This is a genomic window from Vibrio gazogenes, assembly GCF_023920225.1.
Classification (GTDB): domain Bacteria; phylum Pseudomonadota; class Gammaproteobacteria; order Enterobacterales; family Vibrionaceae; genus Vibrio; species Vibrio gazogenes.
In genome coordinates this window covers 1552839-1564854 of sequence record NZ_CP092587.1, presented here as the reverse complement: position 1 = coordinate 1564854, position 12016 = coordinate 1552839, and the positions used below count along the sequence as shown (strand labels likewise).

The 12016-nt window shown below is 44.0% G+C and carries 12 protein-coding genes; 6 read left to right on the top strand and 6 right to left on the bottom strand.

Going from position 1 to position 12016, the window contains the following annotated elements; translation table 11 throughout:
• The first annotated feature begins 22 nt into the window (after positions 1–22).
• Positions 23–772 carry a DUF2927 domain-containing protein gene (locus tag MKS89_RS07055; RefSeq protein ID WP_083571256.1) on the top strand — a complete coding sequence of 250 codons (750 nt, stop codon included), beginning with the start codon at positions 23–25 and terminating at the stop codon, positions 770–772.
• 86 nt (positions 773–858) lie between these two features.
• On the top strand, positions 859–1659 hold the full coding sequence (locus tag MKS89_RS07050) for an ABC transporter permease (RefSeq protein WP_072957246.1): 801 nt from the start codon (positions 859–861) through the stop codon (positions 1657–1659).
• A 304-nt stretch (positions 1660–1963) separates the two neighbouring features.
• On the opposite strand, the gene pgsA is transcribed toward MKS89_RS07050, so the two are convergent.
• From pgsA to MKS89_RS07030, 4 genes are all read right to left on the bottom strand, one after another.
• Positions 1964–2521, bottom strand: a complete 558-nt coding sequence (pgsA, locus tag MKS89_RS07045) for a CDP-diacylglycerol--glycerol-3-phosphate 3-phosphatidyltransferase (protein ID WP_072957243.1) — start codon at positions 2519–2521, stop codon at positions 1964–1966.
• Between the two features lie 45 nt (positions 2522–2566).
• Positions 2567–4399, bottom strand: coding sequence for an excinuclease ABC subunit UvrC (gene uvrC / locus MKS89_RS07040; protein WP_072957241.1), 1833 nt, complete (start codon positions 4397–4399; stop codon positions 2567–2569).
• Positions 4399–5043, bottom strand: coding sequence for a UvrY/SirA/GacA family response regulator transcription factor (uvrY, locus tag MKS89_RS07035; RefSeq protein ID WP_072957500.1), 645 nt, complete (start codon positions 5041–5043; stop codon positions 4399–4401). The genes uvrC and uvrY overlap by 1 nt, the downstream gene beginning before the upstream one ends.
• A 392-nt stretch (positions 5044–5435) precedes the next feature.
• On the bottom strand, positions 5436–5732 hold the full coding sequence (locus tag MKS89_RS07030) for a hypothetical protein (protein WP_072957238.1): 297 nt from the start codon (positions 5730–5732) through the stop codon (positions 5436–5438).
• Between the two features lie 150 nt (positions 5733–5882).
• Between MKS89_RS07030 and MKS89_RS07025 the strand changes: the two genes are divergently transcribed.
• Positions 5883–8294 carry a DNA polymerase II gene (locus tag MKS89_RS07025; protein WP_072957235.1) on the top strand — a complete coding sequence of 804 codons (2412 nt, stop codon included), beginning with the start codon at positions 5883–5885 and terminating at the stop codon, positions 8292–8294.
• Between the two features lie 103 nt (positions 8295–8397).
• On the opposite strand, the gene MKS89_RS07020 is transcribed toward MKS89_RS07025, so the two are convergent.
• Complete coding sequence (locus MKS89_RS07020; RefSeq protein WP_072957232.1) at positions 8398–9168, bottom strand: nucleotidyltransferase domain-containing protein; 771 nt, start codon at positions 9166–9168, stop codon at positions 8398–8400.
• Positions 9169–9446: 278 nt separating this feature from the next.
• On the opposite strand from MKS89_RS07020, the gene efpL reads away from it, so the two are divergent.
• The 3 genes from efpL (at position 9447) to MKS89_RS07005 (ending at position 11423) form a co-directional block, all read left to right on the top strand.
• Positions 9447–10013 (top strand): elongation factor P-like protein EfpL, encoded by a 567-nt coding sequence (gene efpL, locus MKS89_RS07015; RefSeq protein ID WP_072957229.1) that lies wholly within the window; start codon positions 9447–9449, stop codon positions 10011–10013.
• 5 nt (positions 10014–10018) lie between these two features.
• Positions 10019–10339 carry an HI1450 family dsDNA-mimic protein gene (locus MKS89_RS07010; protein ID WP_072957228.1) on the top strand — a complete coding sequence of 107 codons (321 nt, stop codon included), beginning with the start codon at positions 10019–10021 and terminating at the stop codon, positions 10337–10339.
• 355 nt (positions 10340–10694) lie between these two features.
• Positions 10695–11423, top strand: coding sequence for a DUF3581 domain-containing protein (locus MKS89_RS07005; protein WP_072957225.1), 729 nt, complete (start codon positions 10695–10697; stop codon positions 11421–11423).
• Between the two features lie 117 nt (positions 11424–11540).
• On the opposite strand, the gene MKS89_RS07000 is transcribed toward MKS89_RS07005, so the two are convergent.
• The gene (locus MKS89_RS07000; RefSeq protein ID WP_072957224.1) at positions 11541–12005 is read right to left on the bottom strand and encodes a methyltransferase family protein; all 465 of its coding nucleotides are present in this window, start codon (positions 12003–12005) and stop codon (positions 11541–11543) included.
• Positions 12006–12016: the final 11 nt, after the last annotated feature.

Here is a 12016-nt window from a genome sequence, read left to right as displayed (position 1 = left end):
GCTGTGCTGGTTAATGATAACCATGAGCTTCAGCAACGCAGCATTCGCTGAATTACCGACATGGGAACGTCCGGCGTTTATTCAGAATGCTTTCTTTCATGTCGCACTCGAATACGAATTTACATCGGTAAAAACACCGCGTCTCGCTAAGTGGACTCACCCGATTCGCGTGTGGTTTGAGCATGATGTCGGTGCTCAAGCGTTACATGAAAAAATGGCTCGTCTCCATTTGGCTCATCTCGAACAACTGACACATATCCCTATCACGATTGTGAATCAACGTGCTGATGCCAATTTTATTTGGTACTTTACTCGTCAGTCTCAGTGGCGAAAAATTATTCGTACAGAGCTCGGAGAAAAAGCCTTAAAAAATACCTATGGCTCTGTTTGTATGTTTGGCGTAAAACTTGATCCCAACAGCCATGAAATCCGACGGGCAACCGTGGTTATTCCCGTCGATCAAGCCCGCTCTCACGGTAAGCTACTCGGATGTGTTATTGAAGAATCGACTCAGGCACTGGGATTATTCAATGACTCGGAACAAGCTTATCCTTCCATATTCAATGATAAAACCCCCGATGATTTTCTATCACCTTTGGACATCGTTCTACTGGAACTTCTCTACGAGCCGACACTTCTGCCCGGCATGACCGCCTCAGCACTTCAACCGCCTCTCAGACAGTTGCTTTTGCAATATCAACAGCAAGGAAAACTCAAGCATGCTTTGTTTCAATCCAAGCATGCCCCAATCATCGAACAATTCGGTCAGTAAACGGTCAGCCGTTATTTATTCTAGTTGTGGTTATCCCCCAAATTCAGATAGAGTAACCATTCCGTTCCTCAATTTAACCGCCTGTAATGAAAAGCGTCATTGATATTTCTTGGTGGCAGTTGGCAATATTTAGCCTGACACTGCTTATTCCTATTGCGATGAGTTTCCGATACCGATTGATGATCAGCAAAGATATTATTATCTCTGTGTGTCGAATGGGGCTACAACTCTGTTTGGTCGGTGTTTATCTGGAATATTTATTCGCACTGAACAGTCTTGTGGTAAATGTCTGCTGGCTATTCCTGATTATCGGGGTTGGTGCGAGCGCCATTCTATCAAAAGCCCATCTGCCGAAACGCCGGTTAATTATCCCGCTGATGACGGGGATGATGATTGGCTTGCTGCCCATGTTAGCCGTACTGTGCCTATTGATGGTCCAGCCGGTGCCCTTTTACAACACTCAGTACATGATTCCTTTGGCTGGCATGCTGATGGGAAATACGATGAGTGGCAATATTGTTGCCCTGCAAAATCTATTTACAGCCTATCATGAACGTAGAAGTGAATACGAAGCAGCAATATCTTTGGGCGCATCTCCCCGCTACGCATCACGGCCATTTATTCAAAATGCGATACAAAAAGCGAATGCACCGATTTTAGCATCTATGGCAAGTATTGGTTTAGTCACTTTACCGGGGATGATGACAGGGCAAATTTTAGGCGGTGCCTCACCATTAATCGCCGCCAAATACCAGTTTATGATCATGATTGCGATTTTCGTGGTGCTGAATATATCTCTTGCACTATCGATAGAATATATGTTGAAAGCCGTGCTGACGAAAGAGGGTAAAGTCTTGGTTCAGTTCAAAAAAAATTCCACATTCTAATGCGCCAAAATCGCGCACAAAATGTTCTTTTTTGTGCGCGTTCATTTTTTAAATCAAAAAGTTATTGTTACTCACTGCCTTTAAAGCATCTTATCCACAGATTTTGTGGATAAGTGCGATGATGTTTGACATTCATGATGACAGATCACGTGAGAAAACATCAATTTATTCAAGATATATCATTGAATAGAGTGGCGTAGTCGTATAGCGATACATTAAAATTCAACAACTTATAGACTATCATTAAAAAACCCTGATATGAAAATAGCCATATCAGGGTTCATCATTGATGAATAACACACTATCAGTGATTTTCTTCACTCAGAAGATCATTTTTAGCCGCCATTAAATATTGCCACATCGACCAGTAAGTCAAAATCGTTGCAACATAAACTGAGATATATCCTAACCAAATCATCCAGTCATCATAACGCCAAATCAATGCGAGCAACGCAAACATCTGTGTCATTGTTTTCACTTTACCAATCCAAGACACAGCAACACTTGCACGTTTGCCGATTTCTGCCATCCACTCCCGCAGCGCAGAAATGATGATCTCTCTGGCAATCATAGTCACAGCAGGAATCGTAATCCAGATGCTGTGGAAATGCTCCGTAATCAAGATCAATGCCGTTGCGACCAAAACTTTATCCGCAACAGGGTCGATAAATGCACCGAAACGAGAGGTTTGTTGTAATTTTCTCGCAAGCATCCCATCAAGCCAGTCAGTGATACCGGCAATCCAGAACACCACTGCCGCAGCAAAAGAAGACCAGCTGTAAGGCAAATAAAAAGCGACAACGAATACCGGAATGAGGAAAAGTCGAATTAGGGACAATATATTGGGGATATTTAAACGCATATGCTTCGCTCTTATAGTTTGCGCTATTATGTTGCTGTATTTTCGTTATTGTTTCAATGCTTGATGGATATTTTCTGCCAAAGATCGACTGATACCCGGAACTTTGGCGATTTCTTCAACACTAGCACGTTTGAGTTCTTGTAATCCGCCCATAAACTGCAACAGCGCCTGACGCCGTTTCGGCCCGATCCCTTCAATACCTTCCAGTGCACTTGTTCGCCGAGTTTTTCCGCGTTTGTTACGGTGACCACTAATTGCATGGTTATGGCTTTCATCGCGGATATGTTGAATTAAATGCAACGCTGGCGCATCATTCGCCAGATGAAATTCATCGCCTTCGACGGTCAACAAGGTTTCCAGTCCGGGTTTACGAGTAACACCTTTGGCGATTCCCATCAATAAAGGCCGCTTTGGCCAATCATCCCAGTAGCGCGAAACGATCTGATGTGCGCGAGATAGCTGACCTTTGCCCCCATCAATGAAGATAATATCCGGAATTTTATCGACATCGATCTGCTTTGAATAACGACGTTCGAGAACCTGTCCCATCGCGGCATAATCATCTCCGCCAGTGATACCGGTAATATTATAACGGCGATATTCTTGCTTAACCGGACCTTCCTGATTAAAAACCACACATGATGCAATGGTACTTTCCCCCATGGTATGGGAGATATCAAAGCATTCCATCCGTTGAATCTGCTCCATCTCTAATTCATCCTGAAGCGCTTTGACCCGTTGTAAGATGGTCATGCGATGATTCTGACGAGTGGTAATTGCAGTCTGAGCATTGGTATTTGCCAACTTGAGGTATCGTCCACGTACGCCTGACGGTTCGACAAAAAACTGTACTTTTCGCCCGGCCATCTCCGTCAATAACGCCTGAAAAACTTGAATATCGTCCAGCAACCCCCGATTCACAATCACTTTAGTCGGCAGTGTCCGCGACTCGTTATGAGAAAGATAATACTGTTTGAGGAAGCTTTCAAACACCTCTTCGTGCGTGGTATTGCCGGGAATTTTAGGGAAAAAACTTCGGCTGCCGAGAATTTTACCCTGCCGAATCATCAAGACATGAATACATGCCAAGCCATTTTCCTGCGCAAATCCCAACACATCAATATCATCCAGACTATCGGCAGAGACAAATTGCTGCTCCTGAATACGGCGAATTGCCTGAATCTGATCACGGTATTTCGCGGCGTCTTCAAAACGTAACGCTTCACTGGCGGATGTCATTCTGTCCACCAGCATTGCAACGACTTGTTGATCTTTGCCGCGTAAAAACAAACGCAGATCATCGACCAACTCTTGATACGATTGCTCCGAAATCAAATCCGAAACACACGGACCGGCACAACGACCAATCTGATACATCAGGCAAGGACGTGTCCGATGACTATAGACTGAATCTTCACATTGTCGAACAGGGAATATTTTTTGAATTAAATGCAGTGTTTCACGAACGGCACCGGCATCAGGATAAGGACCGAAATACTCTCCCTTTTTCTTTTTTGCGCCACGGTACACCGACACTCTCGGATGCTTGTGAGCACTGACCAAAATATAGGGGTAAGACTTATCATCACGCAATAGCACATTATATTTAGGCATGTATTGCTTGATGTAATTATGCTCCAGAATGAGCGCTTCGGTTTCGGTATGCGTTACCGTCACATCAATTTTGGCAATATGACTGACTAATGCTTTAGTCTTTTCGTTATCCAACGTCTTACGAAAGTAACTGGATAACCGTTTTTTGAGATCTTTCGCTTTACCAACATAAATCACCTCAGCCTCGGTGTTATACATTCGATAAACACCAGGCTGATTGGTCACAGTTGCTAAAAAAGAAGAAGGGTCAAATGCTTGAGTCACTACAATGTCTCAGTATCCAGCATTCCGTGTCGTATCGCTAAATGGGTTAACTCGACATCACCGTTGATATCCAGTTTGGCAAACAGGCGATAACGATAACTGTTAACAGTTTTCGGACTCAAATTCAGCTGTTCTGAGATATCAGTAACTTTTTGCCCTTTGGTGATCATCATCATGATCTGCAATTCACGTTCCGATAAATCGGCAAACGGATTTTCAGACGCAGGTGAAAACTGACTAAGAGCCATTTGCTGTGCAATTTCAGGTGATATATAGCGTTGACCACTATGAACAACCCGAATTGCGTTCACCATTTCATCCGGTCCGGCACCTTTGGACAGGTACCCAGCCGCACCGGCCTGCATCACTTTGGTCGGAAATGGATTCTCCGTATGTATCGTAAGAACAATGATACGAATATCCGGATTATAACGCAGTATCTTTTTTGTTGCTTCAAGGCCGCCGATTCCCGGCATATTCATATCCATTAAAACAACATCAACATGGTTACTACGGCACCATTTTACCGCTTGTTCACCGCTATCAGCTTCCCCTGCTACGCTCATGCCACGGACGTCTTCAATAATACGTCGAATCCCTGTGCGAACCAGCTCATGATCATCTACAAGGAATACGCTAATCAAACTTGCATCTCCACAATCAATTGGCTCAGCACCCAATTGGTTCAACACGATCAGGCAGGCACAATTGTGCCTAACCCAAAACCTTCACTATTCCCTGACTATGAGCCCAAACAATCGCTTTGGCAAGCACTTCTTTGTCTCTCGGCACGTTAATCTAAGCAACCTCAAAATCTTGTCTCTATGACAACCTATCTGGTTCAAAAAACAAGCAAAAACCAGTTTATAATAAGTAGTTTACAGTATGACACACGTACGAGATAAAACATCACCATCAGTGGACATTCAAAAAAAAACGCCTTGAGCAGGTCACTTTATCAGCTCCCCTCCTGGCGCATCAATCCGATTTACAAATTTTCAGGGAATATCATTCTTATCCGACGAGTTACATCTGACTACAAATCTCGCATCAGTGTTTCATAAACATCATTGGCTTCTTCAATCAAATGATTAAGCTCTTTGGCATCGTTATCAGACAACATCACCTGCCAAGGTGAAGATGAATGATCGTTCCCAGTCAGCTTGGTTTTTTGACCCGTCTTCTCAAAATGGACATCGTCAAATGCGGAATGGTAACACGCTTGACATGAGTTTAACTCAATGTCGATATGACCAACAGGATTGACCTTCACATGTGCATGATCTTTATTTCCGCGATGAACTAATAAGTAATCTCTGTGTATAGTGATCATACGATCCTCCAGACATGCTGATATCAGACATCCTTATATAGTGTAGAATATGCACCAAATTTTACCGATAAAACTATAATGAAGATTGATCTGGATTGGATTAATTGATGAAATTATTGTGACTATAAATAACAAAATGAGTAGCCAAGCTTGACGCTCCGGAAAGGTTTTCTTTTAACCCGCCATGCCCGGGATATTAACGGCACAACACAGATAGAACTTTGGGCAGCAACGCCTGAAGGGCCAACCCAAATTTTAATCCATCACGAGAAGCCCGTCTGTTTCATCCCGACCCAAAAATCCAAATATATGGCCCAGAAGTTAACCCAAATGGGCATAGCCGCCGAATTGAAATCACTACCACTCAAAAGCTTTGATCATGAGCCGTTGACCGCTTGTTATACTCGCACACTACAAGAAGCGGCCCATATCCATGAACTCTGTCGTCAGGAAACGATTGAAGTGCTTGAAAGTGATATCAAACTGGCTGAACGCTATTTGATGGAACGCTTTATTCGAGGGAGTTTTGAATTCACCGGTCAAATGACTAAGCATGGTCATATCACGACCGTTCAAGATGCCAAGTGTCGTCGCGGCGACTTTTTACCCACACTCAATGTTGTTTCTCTGGACCTCGAATGTTCGGAAAAAGGGCATTTGTACTCGATTGGACTTGATAGTGAAATCGACGCCCGGGTGATCATGATTGGTGAACCACAAACAAATGAAACTTCATCTGCGGCGTGTTGCTCTCCCACCGATCAATCCGATGACATCCCGATGATCCAATGGGTTGAAAATGAACGGGCACTGTTATTGGCAATGGTGCATTGGTTTCACACCTATGACCCGGACATTATTATCGGCTGGAACGTGATTGATTTCGATTTCCGTCTATTGCATCGCCGGGCAGAAAAACATCACCTGAAGCTAATGCTGGGGCGGAACCATCAAAGTAGTTATTTCAGAACATCTAACCAATCTCAACAAGGGTTTGTCACAATTCCCGGACGTGTTGTTCTCGATGGTATCGATACGTTAAAAACGGCAACCTACCAATTCCCCTCCTGGTCACTGGAATCCGTATCACGCACCTTACTCAACGAGGGGAAAGCTATTCATCAAGTGGATGATCGGATGGAAGAAATCAACACTATGTTTCGCCATGATAAAGTCCGTCTAGCAGTTTACAACCTCAAAGACTGTCAGTTAGTGAACCGCATTTTTGCCAAGACCCACCTCCTCGACTTTGTCATCCAGCGCTCACGTCTCACCGGTATCGAACTGGATCGAATCGGTGGTTCAGTAGCCTCCTTCACTAACCTTTATCTGCCGCAACTTCATCGGGCTGGTTATGTCGCCCCTAACCTGAGTGCTGACCACTGGCAGGCCAGTCCGGGCGGTTATGTGATGGACTCACTCCCCAATCTCTATGACTCAGTGCTCGTACTCGATTTTAAAAGCCTTTACCCTTCTATCATTCGTTCTTTCTTAATTGATCCATTGGGGCTGATAGAAGGACTAAAACTCGACGTCGGTCCTGAAGCGCATCAGGCAGTCCCCGGCTTTCGTGGCGGACAATTTCACCGCACCCGACATTTTCTGCCACAGATGATCGAAACGCTTTGGGCTGCCAGAGATGAAGCGAAAAAGAACCAAGAAAAAGCCTTCTCTCAAGCCATCAAGATCATCATGAACTCATTTTACGGAGTCTTGGGCTCTGCGGGTTGTCGGTTTTTCGATACACGGCTGGCATCCAGCATTACCATGCGCGGCCATGAAATTATGAAACAAACCAAAGTGCTGATTGAAGCGCAAGGCCATCAGGTGATTTATGGTGATACTGACTCTACATTTGTATCGTTAGGCAAAGCATACGCCCAACATGATGCCGACCACATCGGTCAACAACTCGTTGCTTTGGTAAATCAGTGGTGGAAAACCCATTTATGGGAAAACTATCGGCTGAATAGCTTTCTTGAAATCGAATATGAGACCCATTACATCAAATTTTTGATGCCAACGATCCGCGGTGCCGATACCGGCTCCAAAAAGCGTTATGCGGGGTTAATTCAGACTGATGACGGAGAACAGCTGATTTTTAAAGGACTAGAAAGTGCCAGAACCGACTGGACTGAACTCGCCAAACGCTTTCAACAGCAACTGTATCTGCGGGTATTTCATGGTGAGAACCCCTGTGACTACATTCGCGAACTCGTGACTGAAACCCTTGCCGGTCAATACGATCAGGAGCTGATCTATCGTAAACGGCTACGTCGTAAACTCCATGAATATCAGAAAAACATCCCACCGCAAGTGCGTGCGGCCCGGATGGCAGACGACATCAATCAACAACGGGGAAAACCGTTACAATATCAAAACAAAGGGGTCATCGAATACGTCATCACTTTAAATGGTCCGGAACCCGTCGCCTATCAGTCCAGTCAACTGGATTACCAGCACTATATCGATAAGCAACTCCGGCCCGTCGCTGATGCAATTCTGCCGTTTATCGGCTATCGGTTTGATGATTTGACCCGACCTCAGTTAGGACTGTTCTAAGCGGTATTTGTTTAAAAAGGTGTTTGTTTAAAAAACATTTGGCTAAAACGACATTGAGTTAAAACAATATGAACCTTGGCAACTTATCCACCAATATAGAATGTCAACCAATGCGAAATTCGGTTTTCTGATACTGTTTGACCACCCATTGTCCATAGTCGTCCAACAGGCCGATAACAGAACGTTTTGGGATAGCACGCTGTGTTTTCAGTAAGATCCCCAATCGTTCAACATCGGTTTGCCGCTCAGGATGGTAGTGAAGAAACTGCTCTCCGCAAGCCACAGGATCATCAATCCACTGCTTATCGCGATACATCACCAGAGAATAACTCGCGCGAAGTAACTTCTTAGCAATACTCTGCTGGGCCTTCACCTGCTCGTCCGGATTATTTGATTTCGCGATCTTATCTCGGTAATAACTCACCCAATCCGCAATATCCATATTCCAGAACTTGGCAATTTCCCAACTCGGCTCATAATGACCGAAACACTCGGCTAAATCCGGGCCATAGACACAGACAGAACAATGGCGCAGCAGAAACCCCCATGAAAAAAGGCTATCGAGCGAGGCCACCTCTTCAACCAGTGCCGTTTCAATCGACACATCGGTGACAAACGGGTAGTCCTTTTTAAAACGCCAACGCAATGTATTGAAAATCGTGGTTTTCTGATCCTCAAAGTGCCGATGCGTCACGACAATGACATCAATATTTGAACGCCCCGGGCACGCGGTTTTTCGAGCAACACTGCCGTAAATATAGACACTGTGCAAATTATCTTTCAGGCCAGCCTTTAAGTAAGCAATAAGGGAACTGACAACGGGCTGATACTGCGACTGAAAAGGAATGTTCGGATTAATCACTGGTAATTGCATAACCGGAATATGTCATCATAAAAACTCAAAAATACAGCTAAAAAGCCTCGCTATCATACACGAATCACTGCTCTAAAAGATATTGTTGTAAAAGATATTATCAAAGAGAGTGGCCGTGCTTTTTGATTCCCCCGTCCCTTCAACCCGATCAGCTTAAACAATGTCCGAAAGTCTCGCAGAGACACGTTTATCCCAAAAGAAGAGAACAAGAGATGATCAACGCACTTGAGTCAGTATATAATCGGCTTTTCTCAAATCAATCCATGTAAGGAAAAGCAATGCCGAAGGCAAGTGAAATTAAAAAAGGCTTTGTCATCGATACCAATGGCAAAATGCTGTTGGTGAAAGATATTGAAATTACAACACCCGGTGGTCGTGGCGGCGCAAAAATCTATAAGTTCCGCTGCACCGATTTAACGACAGGGACCCGAGTCGATGAACGCTTTAAATCCGATGATGTCCTTGAAACGGTTGATATGACCAAACGCCCCATCAGTTTCTCGTACATCGATGGTGATGAATACATCTTCATGGATACCGAAGATTTTACCCAATATACATTCAAACAAGATGATATCGCTGACGAATTACTCTTCATCAATGAAGAGACACAAGGGCTGTATGTTGTGCTTGTCAATCAGCAAGTCGTTGCCTTAGATCTGCCGGCGTCCGTTGAATTGGTGATCTCAGAGACTGACCCTTCGATCAAAGGCGCTTCTGCCTCGGCAAGAACCAAACCAGCCCACTTCGCAACTGGCTTAGTGGTTCAGGTGCCGGAATATATCGCCACGGGCGATCGTGTTGTTATCAACACAACAGAACGTAAATTCATGAACCGAGCATAACGCAAATGAATGAACTCATTTCTTACGATGATGCCATCGATACAGCCTATGATATCTTTCTCGAAATGGCACCGGACAATCTCGAACCAGCCGATATCATTCTGTTCACGGCTCAATTTGATGATCGCGGTGCTGCCGAGTTGGTTGATGTCAAAGATGACTGGAGCGACCAAGTTGGTTTCGAGGTTGATAAAGAAACTTACGCTGAAGTTAATATTGGTCTCGTCAACGAAGAAAATGATACTTTAGATGATGTTTTCGCCCGCATGTTGATTAGTCGGGATCCAGAACATAAGTTTTGTCATATCTTCTGGAAAAGAGACTAAGCAACGACCGCTAAACAAAACATCAAACTCCGGTTCCCGATTTGGAAACCGGAGTTTATTTGTGCCAAACATGACATTTATTATCACCTCTCATCCTGAAACGTTCCTATTTTCTTTCTTGACACGAGACATTATGCAATTAATGTTCTATCAGAAAACTTATTTCAATCATGCATCGTTTAAAAATTAATAGTTAAATCAACGAAATTAACACAATATTGACACCCATGACCTGACAAACTACACTTCCTGCGGATGTATTCTCGTGGTCTATATTTATTTTTTATCTGGATAGACCATTTTTCACTAAAAATCGTATATAATTCCTGTCAGTTTTGACTGCTTACTATTAAATATGTTCCTAAATTCTTATTTTTCAAGCAATAACCATCAATTTCAGTTCACGCGTCAGCAAGCAAGTCATTTTGCTAAAAAAGTTGCCGGTGATTTCAACCCTATTCACGACGAGGATAACAAACGTTTTTGTGTGCCTGGTGACTTACTTTTTGCGGTGCTGTTGAAAAAAGCTGGAATTAGCCAGAACATGAAATTTAAATTTTCTGGTATGGTCGGTGACCAAACACCATTGCATATTGAAAATATGGAAGGCAAAGAAAGTGCCGTTGTTGACGAGAACGGCAAGGAATACTTGCATATGAACCGTGACGGTGAAGTGAGCCACGACGATGCATTTATCGAACATTTCGTAACCAGTTATGCCCGCTTCTCTGGAATGAACTTTCCCCATCTTCTTGTTCCTCTGATGAAAGATAAAAATGTGATGATTAACTGCGAGCGTCCATTGGTGATGTATGAGAGTATGGAAGCCAAGTTCACGCATCTTGATCTGACACATCCGACAGTCGAACTCAGTCATACCACATTCGATGTCGATGGAAAGCGCGGTCTCGTGACGCTGTATTTTAATTTTATCAATGAAGATCAAGTCGTCGGACAAGGCACCAAACGCCTCGTCGTCAGCGGATTACGCCCGTACGATGATAATGCGATTGACAATCTGGTTGCTCGGTTTCATGAACTCAAAAATGCATTTCAGACACGGATGGGATGGCAGATTGCCTAAAGACCCAACCAGCCGAAACGCCTGCTGAAGACATAAAAAAACCGCTGTGTACCACAGCGGTTTTTGCTTTTTTGATGGGCTTGTTCACTCACATCAATATCATCGTCACAACACTCATCACAGCCAGCGCCGAACACGTCGCTGATACGCTTGATAGGATTCCCCAAATCGTGCCTCTAATATCCGCTCTTCAGGCATAATCTGAAAATACGTCATGTACATCACGAATCCGATGATACAAATCAGCCCGATAAAACTTCCCAACCAATACACATCTGCGATCAAAATAAGTACCAGCCCCAGATACATCGGATTACGGGAAAATCGAAAGACACCGTGTTTGACCACTGTTGCAGCCAACTCAGGATTCACCGGGTTGACCGTTGTTTTAACCCGGTAAAAAGTGAATAAAGCCGATAACCCCAGCCAGCCAGACAACATGATGCACCCGATGACCACACCCCAGCGAAACGGTAATTCAACCGAGTTGCCCGGCAACCACCAGTTGCCCAGATGAATCAATATCAGCGCGATCACAAATACGAACACGGGTGGCACTTTCAATGCTAAACGATAGTTCACAGTTCACCTCA